The sequence below is a fragment of the Pseudomonas sp. PB103 genome (genome assembly GCF_009764635.1).
GTDB lineage: Bacteria > Pseudomonadota > Gammaproteobacteria > Pseudomonadales > Pseudomonadaceae > Aquipseudomonas.
Genome location: NZ_RWIL01000148.1, coordinates 24,922 through 43,607 on the forward strand (window position 1 = coordinate 24,922; position 18,686 = coordinate 43,607).

At 59.4% G+C, this 18,686-nt stretch carries 20 protein-coding genes; 3 read left to right on the forward strand and 17 right to left on the reverse strand.

The window, feature by feature from the left end; translation table 11 throughout:
• Nucleotides 1–41: 41 nt before the first annotated feature.
• A complete protein-coding gene (gene fnr / locus EJA70_RS26090; protein WP_008088813.1) occupies nt 42–776 on the reverse strand; it encodes a fumarate/nitrate reduction transcriptional regulator Fnr in 735 nt (244 codons plus the stop codon).
• Nucleotides 777–930: 154 nt separating this feature from the next.
• On the opposite strand from fnr, the gene EJA70_RS26095 reads away from it, so the two are divergent.
• On the forward strand, nt 931–1,413 hold the full coding sequence (locus EJA70_RS26095) for a hypothetical protein (protein WP_158834583.1): 483 nt from the start codon (nt 931–933) through the stop codon (nt 1,411–1,413).
• Here the strand turns inward: EJA70_RS26095 and hemN are convergent.
• The 6 genes from hemN to ccoG all read right to left on the reverse strand — a co-directional run bounded on the left by hemN (nt 1,410) and on the right by ccoG (nt 8,424).
• Complete coding sequence (gene hemN / locus EJA70_RS26100; RefSeq protein WP_158834586.1) at nt 1,410–2,792, reverse strand: oxygen-independent coproporphyrinogen III oxidase; 1,383 nt, start codon at nt 2,790–2,792, stop codon at nt 1,410–1,412. The two genes, EJA70_RS26095 and hemN, sit on opposite strands and share 4 nt — an antisense overlap.
• Nucleotides 2,793–2,960: 168 nt before the next feature.
• The gene (locus EJA70_RS26105) at nt 2,961–3,644 is read right to left on the reverse strand and encodes a sulfite exporter TauE/SafE family protein (protein WP_039770036.1); all 684 of its coding nucleotides are present in this window, start codon (nt 3,642–3,644) and stop codon (nt 2,961–2,963) included.
• The gene (gene ccoS / locus EJA70_RS26110; RefSeq protein ID WP_158834589.1) at nt 3,637–3,849 is read right to left on the reverse strand and encodes a cbb3-type cytochrome oxidase assembly protein CcoS; all 213 of its coding nucleotides are present in this window, start codon (nt 3,847–3,849) and stop codon (nt 3,637–3,639) included. The genes EJA70_RS26105 and ccoS overlap by 8 nt, the downstream gene beginning before the upstream one ends.
• Nucleotides 3,850–3,871: 22 nt before the next feature.
• Nucleotides 3,872–6,322 carry a heavy metal translocating P-type ATPase gene (locus tag EJA70_RS26115; RefSeq protein ID WP_158834592.1) on the reverse strand — a complete coding sequence of 817 codons (2,451 nt, stop codon included), beginning with the start codon at nt 6,320–6,322 and terminating at the stop codon, nt 3,872–3,874.
• 135 nt (nt 6,323–6,457) lie between these two features.
• Nucleotides 6,458–6,997: a FixH family protein gene (locus tag EJA70_RS26120; protein WP_158834595.1), complete on the reverse strand. Its 540-nt coding sequence runs from the start codon at nt 6,995–6,997 to the stop codon at nt 6,458–6,460.
• Between the two features lie 11 nt (nt 6,998–7,008).
• Nucleotides 7,009–8,424, reverse strand: a complete 1,416-nt coding sequence (gene ccoG / locus EJA70_RS26125) for a cytochrome c oxidase accessory protein CcoG (protein WP_008088806.1) — start codon at nt 8,422–8,424, stop codon at nt 7,009–7,011.
• 571 nt (nt 8,425–8,995) lie between these two features.
• Between ccoG and EJA70_RS26130 the strand changes: the two genes are divergently transcribed.
• Entirely contained in the window at nt 8,996–9,994 is a 999-nt protein-coding gene (locus tag EJA70_RS26130; RefSeq protein ID WP_158834598.1) for a metallophosphoesterase, read from the forward strand.
• Nucleotides 9,995–10,031: 37 nt separating this feature from the next.
• On the opposite strand, the gene EJA70_RS26135 is transcribed toward EJA70_RS26130, so the two are convergent.
• From EJA70_RS26135 to ccoN (EJA70_RS26180), 10 genes are all read right to left on the reverse strand, one after another.
• Entirely contained in the window at nt 10,032–10,451 is a 420-nt protein-coding gene (locus EJA70_RS26135; RefSeq protein WP_158834601.1) for a type II toxin-antitoxin system VapC family toxin, read from the reverse strand.
• Complete coding sequence (locus EJA70_RS26140; RefSeq protein ID WP_045123357.1) at nt 10,451–10,705, reverse strand: type II toxin-antitoxin system Phd/YefM family antitoxin; 255 nt, start codon at nt 10,703–10,705, stop codon at nt 10,451–10,453. Before EJA70_RS26140 ends, EJA70_RS26135 begins: the two co-directional genes overlap by 1 nt.
• A gap of 260 nt (nt 10,706–10,965) precedes the next feature.
• Nucleotides 10,966–11,949 carry a cytochrome-c oxidase, cbb3-type subunit III gene (gene ccoP / locus EJA70_RS26145; RefSeq protein WP_016983131.1) on the reverse strand — a complete coding sequence of 328 codons (984 nt, stop codon included), beginning with the start codon at nt 11,947–11,949 and terminating at the stop codon, nt 10,966–10,968.
• Nucleotides 11,946–12,131, reverse strand: coding sequence for a CcoQ/FixQ family Cbb3-type cytochrome c oxidase assembly chaperone (locus tag EJA70_RS26150; RefSeq protein WP_003175465.1), 186 nt, complete (start codon nt 12,129–12,131; stop codon nt 11,946–11,948). Before EJA70_RS26150 ends, ccoP (EJA70_RS26145) begins: the two co-directional genes overlap by 4 nt.
• Nucleotides 12,132–12,136: 5 nt before the next feature.
• Nucleotides 12,137–12,745, reverse strand: coding sequence for a cytochrome-c oxidase, cbb3-type subunit II (gene ccoO, locus EJA70_RS26155; RefSeq protein WP_095047713.1), 609 nt, complete (start codon nt 12,743–12,745; stop codon nt 12,137–12,139).
• A complete protein-coding gene (gene ccoN / locus EJA70_RS26160; RefSeq protein WP_158834604.1) occupies nt 12,745–14,187 on the reverse strand; it encodes a cytochrome-c oxidase, cbb3-type subunit I in 1,443 nt (480 codons plus the stop codon). The genes ccoO (EJA70_RS26155) and ccoN (EJA70_RS26160) overlap by 1 nt, the downstream gene beginning before the upstream one ends.
• Before the next feature lie 499 nt (nt 14,188–14,686).
• Complete coding sequence (gene ccoP, locus EJA70_RS26165) at nt 14,687–15,643, reverse strand: cytochrome-c oxidase, cbb3-type subunit III (RefSeq protein WP_158834607.1); 957 nt, start codon at nt 15,641–15,643, stop codon at nt 14,687–14,689.
• Nucleotides 15,640–15,837: a cbb3-type cytochrome c oxidase subunit 3 gene (locus EJA70_RS26170; protein ID WP_008082033.1), complete on the reverse strand. Its 198-nt coding sequence runs from the start codon at nt 15,835–15,837 to the stop codon at nt 15,640–15,642. The genes ccoP (EJA70_RS26165) and EJA70_RS26170 overlap by 4 nt, the downstream gene beginning before the upstream one ends.
• A 3-nt stretch (nt 15,838–15,840) precedes the next feature.
• Nucleotides 15,841–16,449 carry a cytochrome-c oxidase, cbb3-type subunit II gene (ccoO, locus tag EJA70_RS26175; protein WP_008082031.1) on the reverse strand — a complete coding sequence of 203 codons (609 nt, stop codon included), beginning with the start codon at nt 16,447–16,449 and terminating at the stop codon, nt 15,841–15,843.
• A gap of 10 nt (nt 16,450–16,459) precedes the next feature.
• Nucleotides 16,460–17,884, reverse strand: a complete 1,425-nt coding sequence (ccoN, locus tag EJA70_RS26180; RefSeq protein WP_008082029.1) for a cytochrome-c oxidase, cbb3-type subunit I — start codon at nt 17,882–17,884, stop codon at nt 16,460–16,462.
• A 95-nt stretch (nt 17,885–17,979) separates the two neighbouring features.
• Between ccoN (EJA70_RS26180) and EJA70_RS26185 the strand changes: the two genes are divergently transcribed.
• Complete coding sequence (locus tag EJA70_RS26185; protein ID WP_158834610.1) at nt 17,980–18,654, forward strand: alpha/beta family hydrolase; 675 nt, start codon at nt 17,980–17,982, stop codon at nt 18,652–18,654.
• The last annotated feature ends 32 nt before the right edge of the window (nt 18,655–18,686 follow it).

The following is an 18,686-nucleotide window of genomic DNA, read 5'->3' on the forward strand; positions in this document are numbered from 1 at the left end:
ATACCCGCGGCTGAAACGCTTCGCTCAACCGCGGATCGAGATCAGCCTTCGAGCGAGCCACCGGCCAGCGCGCAGAGCTGGATCGGGTCGAGGATATGAATCTCCTTGCCCTCGGCGGCGATCAGCTGGTTTTGCTGGAAGCGGGTGAACACGCGAGACACGGTTTCCACGGCCAGACCGAGGTAGTTGCCGATTTCGTTACGCGACATTGCAAGGCGGAATTGGTTGGCCGAAAAGCCGCGAGCGCGGAAGCGTGCCGACAGGTTGACCAGAAACGTGGCGATGCGCTCGTCGGCGGTTTTTTTCGACAGCAGCAACATCATTTGCTGGTCGTCGCGGATTTCACGGCTCATTACGCGCATCAACTGGCGGCGCAGCTGCGGCAGTTGCAGGGCCAGTTCGTCGAGGCGTTCGAAGGGGATTTCGCAGACCGAGGTGGTTTCCAGCGCCTGGGCCGACACCGGGTGTTTCTCGGTGTCCATGCCGGACAGGCCGACCAGTTCACTCGGCAGGTGGAAACCGGTCAGTTGTTCTTCGCCGCTGTCGCTCAGGCTGAAGGTCTTCAGGGCGCCGGAGCGTACTGCATAAACGGAATCGAACGTGTCGCCCTGACGGAACAGGAACTCACCCTTTTTCAGCGGGCGGCCGCGTTTAACGATTTCGTCCAGCGCATCCATGTCTTCCAGATTCAGAGAAAGTGGCAGGCAGAGAGGGGCCAGGCTGCAATCCTTGCAATGGGCCTGGTTGTGAGCGCGCAGTTTAACTGGCTCGGACATTTCTTAAATCCTTGTGGGAAAACACACATAAGCCGTAAGGGTAACCCACAGGAGGACATTCAGGCCAGTCTGCGGCGACTTTGTCCTACGGCTATAAAGCCGCAGGACATGCCGCCGATAAACAGGTATCAGAACGCATACAAGGAACGCTTCGATGGCCGCTATCGGTACGCTAAGCCCCGCTAACAGCGGCGTTGCATCGTTGCTGGAAACCAGCCGAAACACGGTTGATCACGAGCAGGACGGTGAATCGTCGCTGCTGACAAGCCCGACCTTGGTCGAGGGCGTCAAAGTGTCGCTGTCCGGTGCCGCCATCCACAAGTCCGCCGGCTCAGGCGGCGACAACCGCGACATCGAAGAAAGCGGCTTGCCGGAAAACATCCAGCAACTGCTGAAAATGATCCGCCAACTGCAGCAACAGATTGCCGAGAAGAACGCCCGAATCAAAGCGGTCATGGCCGACAAGACCCTGTCCACCGAAGAGAAAATCGCCAAACTCGCCGCGCTCAAAGGCGCCATTGCCGCGCTGAACAACGGTTTGATCACCGCCAATCTGTCGCTGTCGAAAGTCATGAATCAGTCGAACCTGACCCCGGAACAAACCATGAAAACAGCCTCGCTGCTGATGAAGAACTAAATCACCCGCGAGAAGCGCTGACGGTTCTGCTGTTCCAGATATGCGTCGAAGACCATGCACACCGAGCGCACCAGCAGGCGTCCGGCCGGCAACACCTCGATGCGTTCGCGATCGAGAGTAATCAGGCCATCGTTGGCCATGCCCTGCAATTGCGGCCACAGCGCGCCGAAATAGCCCTGGAAATCGACGTTGAACTGCTGTTCGATCTCGGCGAAGTCGAGGCTGAAGTTGCAGATCAATTGCTGGATCACCGCTCGGCGCAGGCGATCATCGGCGTTGCACACCAGGCCACGGCTGGTCGCCAGTTGTGCGGCGGCGAGGGTGTTCTGGTATTCGTTGAGGTCGCTGCTGTTCTGGCAGTACAGGTCGCCGATCTGGCTGATCGCGGAAACCCCCAGACCAATCAAATCGCAATGACCGTGGGTGGTGTAGCCCTGGAAGTTGCGTTGCAGGGTTTCCTCTTCCTGAGCGATGGCCAGTTCGTCGTCGGGCAGGGCGAAGTGGTCCATGCCGATGTAGCGGTACCCGGCGGCGGTCAATTGCTCGATGGTGCGCTGGAGCATTTCCAGCTTCTGAGCCGGGCTCGGCAGTTCGTTACCGTTGATTCGCCGCTGCGGCATGAAGCGCTCGGGCAGGTGCGCATAGTTGAACACCGAGAGCCGGTCCGGTTGCAGGCTGATGACTTCCTCAACGGTACGGGCGAAGTTGTCCGGCGTCTGCTTGGGCAAACCGTAGATCAGGTCGATATTGATCGAGCGAAATTGCAGGGTGCGCGCGGCATCGATGACGGCACGGGTTTCTTCCAGGCTTTGCAGGCGATTGACCGCGCGTTGCACGGCCGGGTCGAGGTCTTGCAAACCGATGCTGACCCGATTGAAGCCGAGTTCGCGCAACAGGCCCATGGTCGACCAGTCCGCTTCACGCGGGTCGATCTCGATGCCGTAATCGCCGGAGTCGTCCTCCAGCAGGTTGAAGTGCTTACGCAGGTGCGCCATCAACTGGCGCAGTTCATCGTGGCTGAGAAAGGTCGGGGTGCCGCCGCCAAAGTGCAGTTGCTCGACTTTCTGCGCGGGGTCGAGGTGGCAGGCGATCAACTGGATTTCCTGCTCCAGACGTTGCAGGTACGGCATCGCGCGGCCGCGATCCTTGGTGATGACCTTGTTGCAGGCGCAGTAGTAGCAAATGTTCGCGCAGAACGGCACATGCACGTACAGCGACAACGGGCGCAGGGCTTTGCGGCTGTCACGCAGGGCATGGAACAGGTCGAAGGTGCCGACCTGACTGTTGAATTGCACGGCCGTCGGATACGAGGTGTAGCGCGGCCCCGCCAGGTCGTAGCGGCGGATCAGATCAGTGTCCCAACGAATGGCGTCGAGCATGCGGGCATTCCCCCGGATAGGCTGGCAGTGTAGCGAGTCTATCGGGGTGCGGCGATGGGGCTGTTGATTTGCATCAACAGCATAAGAGCAAAAGATCGCAGCCTGCGGCAGCTCCTACAGGGGACACATTCCAATGTAGGAGCTGCCGCAGGTTGCGATCTTTTGCTCTTAATGCCCCATCAGCCAATGCTGGTGCGGGCCGGGCAATGTCCAGATGCCGAACAGGATGACCAGCAAACCACCGGCCATGCGCACGCTGCGCTTGCGCAATAGCGCCGTCACCCGCTCGGCCGCAAGCCCGGTGGCGAGCAACACCGGCCAGGTGCCGAGGCCAAAAGCGAGCATCAACAACGCACTGTCCAGCGCATTGCCCTGGCTCGCCGACCACAGCAACGTGCTGTAAACCAGCCCGCAGGGCAGCCAGCCCCACAACGCACCGAGCAGCAACGCACGTGGCAGGCTCGACACCGGCAGTAAACGGTTGGCCACCGGCTGAATGTAACGCCACAGCCCACGCCCGAGGCTTTCAATGCGCGTCAGCCCGCTCCACCAGCCGGCCAGATACAAACCCATGGCGATCAGCAGCAACCCGGCCAACACGCGCATGAACAGCGCGGCGGGGCTGTTGGCCACCGCCCATCCGGCCAGGCCGATCAGCAGTCCGGCTGTGGCGTAGCTGAGGATTCGCCCAAGGTTATACGCCAGCAACAAGCGAAAACGCCGACTGCGCTGCTCCTTGGGAATTGCCAGGGTCAGTGCGCCCATCAAGCCGCCGCACATGCCCAGGCAATGGCCGCCACCGAGCAAACCGAGAATCAGTGCCGAGACCAGCAGTGGCGCCAGTTCAAGCATGGGGAGGGGCCTTGTCGTCCGGTTTGCCGGCATTCACTTCGTCGACGGCAGCGGTGTGTTTCGGATCCTGATCGTCGAACAGGATGCTGTGCGCCGGGCCGTCGAGGTCGTCGTACTGACCGCTGTCCACCGCCCAGAAGAAGATGTACACGGCGATGGCGACGATCAGCAACGCGGCCGGAATCATCACGTAGAGAGCTGGCATCTGTACTCCAGGCCCGCGCGGCTCAGGCCGGCAGCGGGCGGGTTGGCGATCGGGTGCTGGCGTGCGATGAACCCGGCAGGCGAGTCAGGCGCAAAGCGTTGAGCACCACGGTCAACGAACTGATCGACATGCCAACCGCCGCCCACACCGGAGTGATCCAGCCGAGGGCGGCGAACGGCAACATGAGGCCATTGTACAGCGCGGCCCACAGCAGGTTCTCGATGATTACCCGGCGGGTGCGTCGCGCCAGGGTGAAGGCTTGCACCAGGGCGTCGAGGCGATTGGACAGCAGCACCGCATCGGCGCTGGTTTTCGCAAGGTCAGTGGCCGAGCCCATGGCCACGCTGATGTCGGCCGCCGCCAGCACCGGCACGTCATTCACGCCGTCGCCGAGCATCAACACCTTGCGACCTTCCTTGTGCAGCTGTTGCAGGACTTGCAGTTTGTCATCGGGGCGCAAGCCGCCTCGGGCCTCGTCGATACCCAGTTCGGCGGCGACGCTGGCGACCATCGGCGAGCTGTCGCCGGACAACAGCAACGTGCGCCAGCCACGCGCCTTGCACGCGGCAAGTAGAGCAGGGGCGTCGTCACGCAAGCGGTCATCGAGAACGAACCAGGCCAGCGGCCCGTGAGCGTCGCCCAACAGCAACCATTGTCCCGCCTCGTCCGGCATCGACGGCGCCGCAGCGCCACTGAGGGCGCAGACAAAATCCGCCTGACCAATGCGCAGCCGCTGCTCGCCCACCAGCCCTTCGAGGCCGAGCCCCGGCGTGCTGTGGACTTCTTCGGCGGCCAGCGGTGCACGGCCGAACGCGCGGGCAATCGGGTGTTCCGAGCGGTTTTCCAGAGCGGCGGCGAGGCTCAGGCATTGATCGCTGTCGAGCGCACCGAGCGGGCGGATCGAACGCAACACCAAGCGGCCTTCGGTGAGGGTGCCGGTCTTGTCGAAAATCACTGTGTCGATCTGGTTCAGACCTTCCAGCACATGCCCGCGCGTCAGCAGCAGACCGAGTTTGTGCAGGGTGCCGGTGGCCGCCGTCAGCGCCGTCGGCGTCGCCAGCGACAGCGCGCAAGGGCAGGTCGCGACCAGCATGGCGAGGACGATCCAGAACGCCCGCGACGAGTCCAGTTCCCACCACAACAGACCGATGGCCGCCGCCGCGATCAACGACAACAGCAGGAACCATTGCGCGGCACGGTCGGCGATTTCCGCCAGTCGCGGTTTCTCCGCCTGGGCGCGGTCGAGTAAACGAACGATGGCCGACAATCGAGTGTCCTGCCCCAACGCCTGCACTTCAACGGTCAAGGCGCCTTCGACGTTGAGGGTGCCGGCAGTGACTGCATCGCCGAGCTTGCGTGGTTGCGGCAGATATTCACCAGTCAGCAGCGATTCATCGACGCTCGACTGGCCGTCGATGATCTTGCCGTCTGCCGGCAGGATCGAACCCGGTTGCACCAGAATTCGATCACCCAGGCGTAATTCGCTGAGCAGGATGCGTTCGCTCTGACCTTCTGCATCAAGGCGCAGACACGAGGCCGGCAGCAAATTGACCAGTTGCGCCGTGGCGGCGGCGGTTCGTTCACGCGCGCGACGTTCCAGATAGCGCCCGGCGAGCAGGAATAGGGCAAACATGCCGACCGCGTCGAAATACAATTCGCCGACGCCGGTGATCGATGTCCATATCCCGGCGATGTAGGCGCTGCCGATGGCCAGCGATACCGAGACGTCCATGGTCAGATGCCGTGTGCGCAGATCGCGCATCGCCCCTTTGAAGAACGGTGCGCAGCTGTAGAACACGATCGGAGTGGTCAGAAACAGCGCCACCCAACGCAGGATCGTGTGCAGCTCGGGACTGAGGTCGATGTTGAATTCCGGCCATGTCGCCATGGTTGCCATCATCGCCTGGAACCACAGCAGCCCGGCCACGCCGAGTTGGCGAAGGGCGAGACGATTTTCACTGGCCAACTGTTCGCTGGCGCGGTCGGCCTGATAGGGGTGCGCGGCGTAACCGATGTGGCGCAGTTCGGCGAGGATCTGGCTCAGCGGCAATTGTGCGTCGGCCCAGCTCACGTGCAGGCGATGGTTGGACAGGTTCAGCCGTGCTTCGGCGACGGCGGGCAGCGTGCGCAGGTGTTTCTCGATCAGCCAGCCGCAGGCGGCGCAACTGATGCCTTCCATCAGCAGGGTGGTTTCGGCCAGATCGCCTTCATGGCGAACGAACGGTTTTTGTACGTCGGCGCGGTCGTACAGCGCCAACTCATCGACCAGTTGCACCGGTAGCGCTTCAGGGTTGGCCGAGGCTTCGCTGCGGTGCTGGTAATAGTGTTCGAGGCCACCGGCCACAATGGCTTCGGCCACCGCCTGACAGCCCGGGCAGCAGAACTCGCGGGACTCCCCGAGCACGACAGCGGTGAAGCGACTGCCGGAGGGGACGGGCAGGGCGCAGTGGTAGCAGGGGAGTGGGGTGGTCATGGCACGTGTTCCGATGATCGTTCCCACGCTCCGCGTGGGAATGCCTCCCCGGACGCTCTGCGTCCGCTTCGGCTGGGACGCGGAGCGTCCCTGGCTGCGTTCCCACGCAGAGCGTGGGAACGATCAGAGTCAGGGTTACTTCTTGAGGTCTTCGGCGCCTTGCAGCGGTTCGTCGCCGAGCAGCAGGTCCTTGTCGTGGCTGACCAGTTCTTCTTCGAACATGCGCCACACATGGTCATCCTGACTGCCGAGCAGTTCGACAAAGCGACGACCTTCGACCTTGTCGCCGAGTTGGCCGATGTAGCGACCCGCTTCGGTTTCGCTGCGGGTCAGGACGATTTTGCGATCCTTCTCCGGCTGGGTCGGCGAGATCAGGTTCAGCTCCAGGGTTTTCGGCTGGCTGTCGCCGCTCAAACGCAGGTCGACTTCACCGGTGAGATCATCCAGATGCACATTGGCGCGCATCTTCAGATTCTGCGCGAGCAGTTCACGGTCCAGCGAACGGTTGATGCCTTTGCCGGCCTCGTAGTAGTTGTCGTTGACCAGGTTGTCCGGGTTGTTCACCGCGATGGTCACCATCGACAGGGTCAGGGTCACCGAACAGGCCAGAATCCCGATGATGATCCATGGCCAAAGATGCTTGTACCAGGGACTTGCGGCGTTTGCTGCGGGCATGTTCAGTTCTCTCAACGGATTTGTGGGCCGATGAATCGGCTCTTGGCTTCAACGTGGACGCTGTCGTCATCGGCATCCTTGAGGATGAATTTCACCTCGTTGGTGCTCGATGGCAGTTGTTCCGGTGCGCTCGACAACTCGACCGGCATGCTGAATATGTCACCGGCCGCGACCTTGATCTCGCGTTTGCCTTGCAGGCGCAGATCCGGCAGGCCGCTGGCGTCCAGCAGGTAGGTGTGGTCGCGCTGGTCCTTGTTCATGATTTTCAGGCTGTAGACGTTTTCGATCCGCCCTTCAGCGTTTTCGCGGTACAGCACGCGGTCCTTGCTGACATCAAAACCAACCAGCGAGCGCATGAAGAACGCGGTGACCAACAGGCTGATCATCGCCAGCAGCACGATGGCGTAGCCGATCAGACGTGGTCGCAGTTTATGGGTTTTCTGCCCGGACAGGTTGTGCTCGGTGGTGTAGCTGATCAGCCCGCGCGGGTAGTCCATTTTGTCCATGATGCTGTCGCAGGCATCGATGCACGCGGCGCAGCCGATGCACTCGATCTGCAGGCCGTCGCGGATGTCGATACCGGTCGGGCAGACCTGCACGCACATCGTGCAGTCGATGCAATCGCCCAGGCCCAGTGCCTTGTAGTCGACGCCTTTCTTGCGCGGGCCACGGCTTTCACCGCGACGCGGATCGTAGGAAACGATCAATGTGTCCTTGTCGAACATCACGCTCTGGAAACGCGCATACGGGCACATGTAAATGCACACCTGCTCGCGCAACCAGCCGGCGTTGCCATAGGTGGCGAGGGTGAAGAAACCGACCCAGAAATACGACCAGCCATCGGCCTGGCCGGTGAAGAATTCGAAAACCAGTTCGCGGATCGGCGAGAAATAGCCGACGAAGGTCATGCCGGTGACGAACCCGATCAACAGCCACATCAAGTGCTTGGCGGCTTTGCGCAGGAATTTGTTGGCGCTCATTGGCGCCTTGTCGAGTTTGATGCGCTGGTTGCGGTCGCCTTCGGTGACCTTTTCGCACCACATGAAAATCCACGTCCACACGCTTTGCGGACAGGTGTAACCGCACCAGACCCGACCGGCATACACCGTGATGAAGAACAGGCCGAAGGCGGCAATGATCAGCAGGCCCGAGAGCAGAATGAAATCCTGTGGCCAGAAGGTCGCGCCGAAAATGAAGAACTTGCGCTCCGGCAGGTTCCACCACACGGCCTGATGGCCGCCCCAGTTCAGCCACACCGTGCCGAAATACAGCAGGAACAATGCGGCGCCGCCCATCATCCGCAGATTGCGGAACAGGCCGGTGAACGCGCGGGTGTAGATTTTTTCTCGAGAGGCGTAAAGGTCAACGCTGTTGTTCGCGTTTTTGCTCGGTGGTGTGACGTCGTGTACCGGAATCTGGTTGCTCATCATTGCATCCCACGGCAGTGGAAAAATGCCTCGGTCGATACGTGCCAACCGCGGTCAAAAAGGGGTGTTGCAGTGGCGCAATGATACGCCTGTCGCTCTAGCTCAAGGGTGCGACCTTTGGTCGCGTTGGGGAAAAAACCTGAATGGTGTAGCGAATGTAACAAAGCATGATGCAGGTCAATTGACTTGTGAAGTATGGACGGTTTTCTCAAAACCGGCGGAGGTGATTCGGCGTAGCACGACCTGTCGCTGTTTTTGTGCCCTCACACGAACGTGATGTCGTCGGGTAAGTGATCGGTTTTTGTGTTTGTGAGCGGACATCAAAATGATTAATAAGTTGTTTTCGCTACTCTCGGGTGGAGGCGCAAATATTGATCTTCGTTGATCTGTCGAAGAGGGTGGGTGCCGCTAAATCTTATAGGTGTTGAGGGCGGTATATTCTTTTGAAATAACTTTAGTTGAGTGTTCGGTATTTTTAATTTGAGGAGTCTCGGTGTTATCCGTTAGCTTTGATTGGCACGCCGCTTTGCGCGGCGGCTAATGTTATTTAACCAATGGAAGTTTTAACGCAGTGACTATCAAGGAAGTAGTAAAAGTAATGGCCAGTATCGGTATCCTGTTATGGATGCCGCTGGCCCAATCCAATGAGGCAATGCCTCAGCACATGGTTTTTGCATCCGACCCTCAGTATCCCTGGACAGATAAGACTGACAGTGGCGAGCATGAGTCGGATGCCGATTTTGATCAGCGCTCCAAATGGCTGGTGGACACACAGTTTGCAAGCATCGCCGATTTCCGGCGGCAGATGGGTGGGCAGGCGCAGGTGCCACTGATGATTAATGGCGACATCACTGCCTTCGGCCATCCGTACCAGATATCCTTTATGAAAAGTGCGTTGAATAAACATTTCGGTCGCGACTATTTATACGGTCTGGGTAATCACGACTACGAAAATAATATAGATGACTGCTTTGGTAATCGCTGCGCAGCCAACAGTGTTGTTGTGTATGAAGAGCACCACAGAGGCAAAGTCGATGAGTTTGACCTGCGCGTGACTGGCGGTGGCTTCGGTAAGAAATACAAGGGCAGTCTTGCGTACTCTAAAAATGTCGGGGAAGTGCGCCTGATTCAGTTGAACAATGAGCCGACCTACGCCGTAGATATAGTCCATCCCGTGCATGAGTTCAAAATCACCCAATCGCTGGATTGGCTTGAAACCAACTTGAGGCTTGCGCGGGTTCAAGGCTATGCAATCATCATTAACATGCACAAACCTTATGATTGGAATGGGAACTGGGATCAGGAAAAACGCTTCAGGAATATGATCGAACAGTATCAAGTGACGGCGATATTTGCCGGCCATCTTCACAGGAATGGCGGACGAGTGAGTCAGATCGGCACCGTTCCGATGTTTCTCAGCGGTGCGGCTTCCCAGCAGACCTACCTGATCGCAAGCTTCTCCAAGGATCGCAAGCAACTGGAAGTGAGTCTGGTTGAGCGTAATGAATGGCGTAAGCGCGAGCCAGTCGCTACGGTGCCAGTGAAATCGATCTGGGCCGAACGGCCATAAAAAAGCCCCGCCAGCGATCTGGCGGGGTTTTTTATGATCAGTTATTGGCAGCGATCCATGGGTTGATCAGGTGAACGCCGCTGGTTTGAAAGTCCGTAACGTTACGGGTGACCAACGTCAGACCATGTACAAGGGCGGTGGCGGCAATCAAGGCGTCGCATTCATTGCTGCGATCAGGCACGTGCAGTTGTGCGCATCGGGTGGCAACGGCGCTATCGACCGAGAGTATTCTTCCGCTGAAGGCTGGTTTGACGTGCCGCTCAAGCCAGTTACGCAATATCCCTCCTTGCAGCGGGTCGCGGCGTTCGATCCGCAGAATGCCGGTTTCCAACTCCAATACCGTGATTGCCGATAAGTACAGGCTCGCCGGTGCGACGCTGCTTGCCCATGTCAGCACCTGCTTGTCGGCTTGGGGTTTTCGCAATTCGGACACTACATTTGTATCAAGTAGAAACATCAAGACAGGTCCACGCTACGAGGGGTGATGAGGGCGCGCTCTGGTTCGAATTCGATTTCAGGCGTATTCGGCATGACCAGCAGTTCGACGATGCTGGTCTGGCTACCGGTCAGTCTCTGATACTCCTCAATGCTCAGCAGTACGTGGGCAGGCTTGCCACGATCAGTGATGATGACCGGGCCCAGATGCGTGGCCTTTTTGGCAGCGCTGGTGTCCTGGTTGAATTCGCGGCTGGAAATGGTTTTGATGGCCATCATGTTCGGCCTCCTGAAATGCTGATGTAGAAACGTTACTACTTTTACGTTGAGCCAGCAATCGGGCAGGTGGGTTGCGGACGATCGGAGGGTTACTGTCATATCGGCACCGGCGAAAGCGTTTCTGCCTAAGGGCAAAAACCTACGGGGCAGCGCTGCTCAGGTCTATTGAGCAAATGTCGCAAGGCATGAATGCCAGCACAAAAAAGGCCCCGCCAATTTAAATCGGCGGGGCCTTTTTGGTGTTTCAGGCGTTGGCCTTATTCGGCGTTCGCTTCCGGTGCTTTTTCACCGTGGGACAGGCTGTAAACGTAAGCCGCCAGCAGGTGAACCTTGTCGTTGCCTTGCAGTTGTTCCTGCGCAGGCATCTGGCCCTGACGGCCGTAACGTATGGTCTGCTGCAGTTGCGCGAAGCTCGAGCCGTAGATGAACGCGCCCGGGTGGGTCAGATCCGGCGCGCCCATGGCGGGAGTGCCTTTGCCGGCCGGACCGTGGCAGGCCACGCAGTTGGCGGCGAACAGTTTGCCGCCGTTTTCCGGGTCAGCCTTGGTGTCTTCCGGCAGTTTGCGGCCATCGAGTTTGGTTACGACGAATGCCGCGACGTCGGCCACGCCTTGTTCGCCAATCACTTCAGCCCAGGCCGGCATCACGGCGTGACGACCGCCCATGATGGTGGTCTTGATGGTTTCCGGCTCGCCGCCCCAGCGCCAGTCGGCGTCGGTCAGGTTAGGGAAACCGTAAGCGCCCTTGGCGTCGGAACCGTGACACACCGAGCAGTTGGAGGCGAACAGACGGCCACCCATTTTCAGTGCTTGCGGATCCTTGGCGACTTCTTCGATTGGCATCGCCGCGAACTTGGCGAAGATCGGACCGAACTTGGCGTCCGAACGGGCCATTTCCTTTTCCCACTCGTGCACGCCGGTCCAGCCGGTCTGGCCGTTGGCGAACGCGGTCTGCTTGTCGTTATCGAGGTAGTTGTAGCCCGGCAGCAGGCCTTTCCAGTTGCCCAGGCCCGGGTACAGCACCAGGTAACCCAAGGCAAAAATGATCGTGCCAACGAACAGCATGAACCACCATTTCGGCAGTGGGTTGTCGTACTCCTCGATCCCGTCGAAGGAGTGCCCGACCGTCTCGTCCGTCTGTTCGCTGCGCTGGCCCTTGCGGGTCGACAGCAGCAGCCAGGTCAGGGCGAAGATCGTACCGAGACTGAGGACTGTGACATACAGACTCCAGAATGTAGTCATTCTTTGTTACTCCTAGAAGCTTGCTCGACGTGCTTGATGGCTTCGGGATCATCCGCAAAAGGCAACAAGGTCGCGTCTTCAAACTCCGACTTGCGCTTGGGGCTGAACACCCACAACGCCAGACCGATGAAGGCCACCATCACAACAACGGTGCCCAGGCCACGAATCATCCCGATATCCATCTAATTCACCGTTTGCTTTTGATGATGGTGCCCAGGCCTTGCAGATAGGCCACCAGCGCGTCCATTTCGGTTTTGCCCTTCACAGCATCTTTTGCACCGGCGATGTCTTCGTCGGTGTAAGGGACGCCGAGCGTGCGCAACACTTCCATTTTCTTGGCGGTGTCTTTGCCGTCGAGCTTGTTTTCCACGAGGAACGGGTAAGCCGGCATTTTCGACTCAGGCACCACGTTGCGCGGGTTGTACAAGTGCGCACGTTGCCAGTCATCGGAGTAACGACCGCCGACCCGGGCCAGGTCCGGACCAGTACGCTTGGAACCCCACAGGAACGGGTGATCCCAGACGCTTTCACCGGCAACCGAATAGTGGCCGTAGCGTTCGGTTTCGGCGCGGAACGGACGGATCATCTGCGAGTGGCAGCCGACACAACCGTTGGCGATGTAAACGTCGCGGCCTTCCAGTTCCAGCGCCGAACGAGGCTTCATGCCTTCGACCGGCTTGTTGGTGACGTCCTGGAAAAACAGCGGAACGATTTGGGTCAGGCCGCCAACGCTGACGGCGATGACCATGAAGAAGGCCAGCAGGCCAATATTCTTCTCGACAGCTTCATGCTTCATCAGTGAGCTCCAACGACAGCGATCTGGGCAGCGGCTTCGGCTTCGGCCGGGTTCGAGGCGCGCACGGTGCGCCAGACGTTGTAAGCCATCAGGAACATGCCGCTGGCGAAGAACGCACCGCCCAAGGCACGCACGATATAGCCCGGGTGGCTGGCCTGCAGCGCTTCAACGAACGAGTAGGTGAGGGTGCCGTCATCGTTGATTGCACGCCACATCAGGCCCTGAGTGATGCCGTTGACCCACATCGACGCGATGTACAGCACGGTGCCAATGGTCGCGAGCCAGAAGTGCGCGTTGATCAGGCCGACGCTGTGCATCTGCGCACGGCCGAACAGACGCGGAATCATGTGGTAGATCGCGCCGATCGAGATCATTGCCACCCAGCCCAAAGCGCCGGCGTGTACGTGGCCGATGGTCCAGTCGGTGTAGTGCGAGAGCGAGTTGACGGTCTTGATCGCCATCATCGGACCTTCGAAGGTCGACATGCCGTAGAACGCCAGCGAGACCACGAGGAAACGCAGGATCGGGTCGGTGCGCAGCTTATGCCAGGCGCCCGACAGGGTCATCATGCCGTTGATCATGCCGCCCCAGCTTGGTGCCAGCAGGATGATCGACATCGCCATGCCCAGCGATTGTGCCCAATCCGGCAGTGCGGTGTAGTGCAGGTGGTGCGGGCCGGCCCAGATGTACAGGGTGATCAGTGCCCAGAAGTGCACGATCGACAGGCGATAGGAGTAGATCGGACGTTCGGCCTGTTTCGGCACGAAGTAGTACATCATCCCGAGGAAACCGGTGGTGAGGAAGAAACCCACCGCGTTGTGGCCGTACCACCACTGGATCATTGCGTCGGTCGCACCGGCGTAAGCCGAGTAAGACTTGAAGAAGCTGACCGGCAGGGACGCGTGGTTGACGATGTGCAGCATCGCCGTGACGACGATGAATGCGCCGTAGAACCAGTTACCCACATAGATGTGCTTGGTTTTGCGCTTGGTGATGGTGCCGAAGAACACCAAACCGTAGGTGACCCAGACAATCGCCAGCAGAATAGCCAGTGGCCATTCCAGTTCCGCGTATTCCTTGGTGGTGGTGTAACCCAGCGGCAAGGTAATGATTGCGCCGACGATCACCGCTTGCCAGCCCCAGAAGGTGAAGGCCGCGAGGCTGTCGGAAATCAGTCGCGTCTGGCAGGTTCGCTGCACGACATAGTAGGAAGTGGCAAATAGTGCACAACCACCGAAGGCGAAAATCACCAGGTTTGTGTGCAACGGGCGCAGGCGTCCAAAGCTCGTCCACGGCAGACCGAAGTTCAACTCCGGCCAGACCAGTTGCGAGGCGATGAAGACACCGAGCCCCATGCCAAGGATCCCCCAGACCACCGTCATGATGGCGAACTGGCGGACTACCTTATAGTTATAAGCAGTCGGACTGATTGCTGTGCTCATTCTAAGGTTCCACGGTTTGGGTGTTTTATTAGGATTAAAATCGGCCGCAAGTATGCAGAGAGCAGGGGGTCATTGCAACGCGCCATGACCTGGGTCAATGCTTTCCAAGGCTGATTCTGCGGCCTTTCCATGCGCCGCGTAAGGACAAAATCGGCCTCGGGCAAAATGTCGCAGCGGACGAAAAAAGCGAGGGGTTCAGGTCACTTGTAACGAGGTATGTTCGAACGGCCAGTTCGGCTGATGAATGGCAATCGGCGCGACAGCCGGTATCTACCGGCCTTTGCGGCGAGTCTGTCAGCCAATTCATCGAACATATCGCTCGGGGTCGACCTGGAACCGGCACGGGCCAGTCCGCATCGAGCAAGCGTAGACCCGAATCCGGGGAACCGAAAGGTGAGGGTGTGAAGGGGTGCGACAAAAAGAAGCAGCTGCGAGCAGAAAGCTGCAAGCGACAAGATAGTTCAAGTCGCCCGCAGGATTGTATACAGTGCTGTTGATTTTACTTGGAGCTTTCAGCTTGAAGCTTGTCGCTCAATTGCTCTCGATCTTTTGATAGGTTGTATACATACGCGGCAAGCAATTGCACTTTATCGTTACCCAGCAATTCGTTCTGCGCCGGCATATGACCCTGACGGCCATGGCGAATGGTCTGTTCCAGTTGAGTCAGGCTGGTGCCATAGATAAATCCGCCCGGGTGCGTCAGATTCGGCGCGCCCATGGCTTCAGTGCCGTGGCCGGTTGCCCCATGACAGGCTACGCACGTGGTACTGAACGCTTGTTGTCCCGCTTGCAGGTCAGCCTTGTTGTCGGCTGGCAATGGCAGGCCGGCCAGTTCGTGACGCACATAAGCAGCAACGTTCTTCACCCCGGCCTCGCCCAACACTTCACCCCAGGCCGGCATCGCCGCCATCCGGCCACCCATGATGGTGGTCTTGATGGTGTCGGCGTCGCCGCCCCAGCGCCAGTCGCTGTCGGCAAGGTTAGGGAAGCCGAATGCGCCTTTGGCGTCGGAGCCGTGGCACACCGAGCAGTTGGAAGCGAACAAGCGGCCACCCATTTTCAGCGCCTGCGGGTCCTTCGCTACTTCTTCCACCGGCATGGCGGCGAACTTGGCGAAGATCGGCCCGAATTTGGCGTCGGCCTTGTTCATTTCCTTTTCCCACTCGTGCACGCCGGTCCAGCCATCCTCGTAACCCGGCAGAATGCCTTTCCAGTTGCCCAGACCCGGATACAGAATCAGATAGCCCACGGAAAACACCAGCGTGCCGGCGAACAGCATGAACCACCACTGCGGCAGCGGGTTGTCGTACTCCTCGATGCCGTCGAAGCTGTGGCCCATGGTCTGGTCGACGCTGCCCTTGGTTTCGCCCCGGCGGGTGCCGATCAGCAGCCACGTCAGGCCGATCAGGCTGCCGATGGTCAGTACGCAGATCCACGTACTCCAGAAGGTGGTCATGGCCGGGTACTCCTTGTCTCATTTGCTTGGGTTGTTTCGGCTTGCGGTTCGTCGGCGAACGGCAGCAGACGTGCTTCAGCGAACTCCGGGGTGCGCTTGCGGTTGAACACCCACAAGGTCAGGCCGACGAAGGCGACGAACACCACGACCGTGCCGAGGCCGCGAATCAGGCCTGCACTCATTTCAATGACCATGGCTCACCTCTTGCTCTTGATCGCAGTGCCGAGCACTTGCAGGTAGGAGACGAGAGCGTCCATTTCGGTCTTGCCCTTGAGGCTGGCCACCGCGCCGCTGATGTCGTCGTCGGTGTACGGCACGCCGAGGGTGCGCATGACTTTGAGCTTGGTTTCGGTGTGGCTGCTGTCGACCGCTTGCGTAACCAGCCACGGGTAGGCCGGCATTTTCGATTCCGGTACGACGTTGCGCGGGTTGTACAAGTGCGCGCGGTGCCAGTCATCCGAGTAGCGCGCGCCGACCCGGGCCAGATCCGGACCGGTACGTTTCGAACCCCACAGGAACGGGTGATCCCAGACGCTTTCGCCGGCCACCGAGTAGTGCCCGTAGCGTTCGGTTTCGGCGCGAAATGGCCGGATCATCTGCGAGTGGCAACCGACGCAGCCTTCGCGGATATAGATGTCGCGGCCTTCCAGTTGCAGCGCGGTGTAGGGCTTCATGCCCTCGACCGGTTTGTTGGTGACGTCCTGGAAGAACAGCGGGACGATCTGGGTCAGGCCGCCGATGCTCACGGCAAACACCATGAGCAACATCAACAGGCCGACGTTCTTTTCAATCGTTTCGTGTTTCATGGCGGACTCCTCAGGCCATCTGCGCGGCAGCGACGACATCAGCAGGCTGCGAGGCCCGCACGGTGCGCCAGGTGTTGTAAGCCATCAGGAACATGCCGCTGAGGAAGATCGCCCCACCAATCAGCCGCACGACGAAGCCTGGGTGGCTGGCCACCAGGGTTTCGACGAAGGAGTAGGTGAGCGTGCCGTCCTCGTTGACTGCGCGCCACATCAGGCCCTGAGCGATGCCGTTGACCCACATCGAAGCGATGTAGAGCACGGTGCCGATGGTCGCGAGCCAGAAGTGCGCATTGATCAAACCGACGCTGTGCATCTGCGCCTTGCCAAAGATTTTCGGGATCATGTGGTACAGCGCGCCGATCGAGATCATCGCTACCCAACCGAGAGCGCCGGCGTGTACGTGGCCGATGGTCCAGTCGGTGTAGTGGGAGAGGGCGTTGACCGTTTTGATGGCCATCATCGGACCTTCGAAGGTCGACATGCCGTAGAACGCCAGCGAGACCACGAGGAAGCGCAGGATCGGGTCGCTGCGCAACTTATGCCAGGCGCCCGAGAGGGTCATCATGCCGTTGATCATGCCGCCCCAGCTCGGTGCCAGCAGAATCAGCGACATCACCATGCCCAGCGACTGTGCCCAGTCCGGCAGCGCGGTGTAGTGCAAGTGGTGCGGGCCGGCCCAGATGTACAGGGTGATCAACGCCCAGAAGTGCACGATCGACAGGCGATACGAATACACCGGACGCTCGGCCTGTTTCGGCACGAAGTAGTACATCATCCCGAGGAAACCGGCGGTGAGGAAAAAGCCTACGGCGTTATGGCCGTACCACCATTGCACCATGGCGTCGGTTGCACCGGCGTATACCGAGTAGGACTTGGTGAAACTCACCGGCAACTCAAGGTTGTTGACGATGTGCAGAATCGCCACGGTGATGATGAACGCGCCGAAGAACCAGTTGCCCACGTAGATGTGTTTGGTTTTGCGCTGCATGATCGTGCCGAAGAACACGATGGCGTAGGCGACCCAGACAATGGTGATCAGAATGTCGATCGGCCATTCCAGCTCGGCGTATTCCTTGGAGCTGGTGTAACCCAGTGGCAGGCTGATCGCCGCCAGCAGAATCACCAGTTGCCAGCCCCAGAAGCAGAACGCGGCGATTTTTGGCGCGAACAATTGGGTCTGGCAGGTGCGTTGCACCGAGTAGAACGAACTGGCAAACAGCGCACAGCCACCGAACGCGAAGATCACCGCGTTGGTGTGCAGCGGGCGCAGGCGGCCAAAACTGGTCCAAGGCAAATTGAAGTTGAGTTCGGGCCAGACCAATTGGGCCGCGAGAAAAACCCCGAGCCCCATGCCGACGATGCCCCACACCACCGTCATAATGGCGAATTGGCGGACCACCTTGTAGTTGTAGGCGGTACTGATAGAAGTGTTCATGGTTCCCCATCCACGGTTCAGCCGAAGTGAGCGCGCGCAAAACACGCGGCGAATCCTTCGTCTGGAGTTATAGGCAGACTAAAAGCGAGGCAAGCATGGACAAACAGCACAAGGCCAGTATTGACGGGGATCAATGGGCGCAGTGCGTGCTCGATCATGGATGGCTTTGGGATGCTGCTGAGGGTAAGGCTGCGGCGACGTTGATCCTTGCGCACGGTGCTGGTGCGCCGATGGATAGCGAGTGGATGAACGATATGGCTCGGCGCCTTGCCGGGCTTGGGGTGAATGTGTTGCGGTTTGAGTTTCCTTACATGGCGCAGCGGCGGGTTGATGGGGTGAAGCGGCCGCCGAATCCTGCGGGGAAATTGCAGGAATGTTGGCGTGAGGTGTATGACTTGGTGCGGCGTCATGTCGCTGGGGTTTTGGCCGTGGGCGGGAAGTCGATGGGCGGGCGGATGGCCAGTCTCCTGGTCGATGAGTTGGGTGCGGATGCGTTGGTATGTCTGGGTTATCCGTTTTATGCGGTGGGGAAGCCGGAGAAGCCGCGGGTTGAGCATTTGGCTGGGTTGAAGACGCGGACATTGATTGTGCAGGGGGAGCGGGATGCGCTTGGCAACCGTGAAGCCGTGGAGGCGTATGCGTTATCGCCGAGCATCAAGGTGTTTTGGCTAGTGGCCGGGGATCATGATTTGAAACCGCTCAAGGCTTCAGGTTTTACCCATGAACAGCATTTGGCCAGTGCCGCGCAGAAGGTTACCGCGTTTCTTTAGTGTTGATTGAGCAGAGCCGAAATTTTGAAACT

What these genes read in the sequence shown, in the direction of transcription:
- fnr (WP_008088813.1), bottom strand. Translation starts at nt 776, where the DNA reads ATGTCCGAGCCAGTTAAACTGCGCGCTCACAACCAGGCCCATTGCAAG.
- EJA70_RS26095 (WP_158834583.1), top strand. Translation starts at nt 931, where the DNA reads ATGGCCGCTATCGGTACGCTAAGCCCCGCTAACAGCGGCGTTGCATCG.
- hemN (WP_158834586.1), bottom strand. Translation starts at nt 2,792, where the DNA reads ATGCTCGACGCCATTCGTTGGGACACTGATCTGATCCGCCGCTACGAC.
- EJA70_RS26105 (WP_039770036.1), bottom strand. Translation starts at nt 3,644, where the DNA reads ATGCTTGAACTGGCGCCACTGCTGGTCTCGGCACTGATTCTCGGTTTG.
- ccoS (WP_158834589.1), bottom strand. Translation starts at nt 3,849, where the DNA reads ATGCCAGCTCTCTACGTGATGATTCCGGCCGCGTTGCTGATCGTCGCC.
- EJA70_RS26115 (WP_158834592.1), bottom strand. Translation starts at nt 6,322, where the DNA reads ATGACCACCCCACTCCCCTGCTACCACTGCGCCCTGCCCGTCCCCTCC.
- EJA70_RS26120 (WP_158834595.1), bottom strand. Translation starts at nt 6,997, where the DNA reads ATGCCCGCAGCAAACGCCGCAAGTCCCTGGTACAAGCATCTTTGGCCA.
- ccoG (WP_008088806.1), bottom strand. Translation starts at nt 8,424, where the DNA reads ATGAGCAACCAGATTCCGGTACACGACGTCACACCACCGAGCAAAAAC.
- EJA70_RS26135 (WP_158834601.1), bottom strand. Translation starts at nt 10,451, where the DNA reads ATGTTTCTACTTGATACAAATGTAGTGTCCGAATTGCGAAAACCCCAA.
- EJA70_RS26140 (WP_045123357.1), bottom strand. Translation starts at nt 10,705, where the DNA reads ATGGCCATCAAAACCATTTCCAGCCGCGAATTCAACCAGGACACCAGC.
- ccoP (WP_016983131.1), bottom strand. Translation starts at nt 11,949, where the DNA reads ATGACTACATTCTGGAGTCTGTATGTCACAGTCCTCAGTCTCGGTACG.
- EJA70_RS26150 (WP_003175465.1), bottom strand. Translation starts at nt 12,131, where the DNA reads ATGGATATCGGGATGATTCGTGGCCTGGGCACCGTTGTTGTGATGGTG.
- ccoO (WP_095047713.1), bottom strand. Translation starts at nt 12,745, where the DNA reads ATGAAGCATGAAGCTGTCGAGAAGAATATTGGCCTGCTGGCCTTCTTC.
- ccoN (WP_158834604.1), bottom strand. Translation starts at nt 14,187, where the DNA reads ATGAGCACAGCAATCAGTCCGACTGCTTATAACTATAAGGTAGTCCGC.
- ccoP (WP_158834607.1), bottom strand. Translation starts at nt 15,643, where the DNA reads ATGACCACCTTCTGGAGTACGTGGATCTGCGTACTGACCATCGGCAGC.
- EJA70_RS26170 (WP_008082033.1), bottom strand. Translation starts at nt 15,837, where the DNA reads ATGGTCATTGAAATGAGTGCAGGCCTGATTCGCGGCCTCGGCACGGTC.
- ccoO (WP_008082031.1), bottom strand. Translation starts at nt 16,449, where the DNA reads ATGAAACACGAAACGATTGAAAAGAACGTCGGCCTGTTGATGTTGCTC.
- ccoN (WP_008082029.1), bottom strand. Translation starts at nt 17,884, where the DNA reads ATGAACACTTCTATCAGTACCGCCTACAACTACAAGGTGGTCCGCCAA.
- EJA70_RS26185 (WP_158834610.1), top strand. Translation starts at nt 17,980, where the DNA reads ATGGACAAACAGCACAAGGCCAGTATTGACGGGGATCAATGGGCGCAG.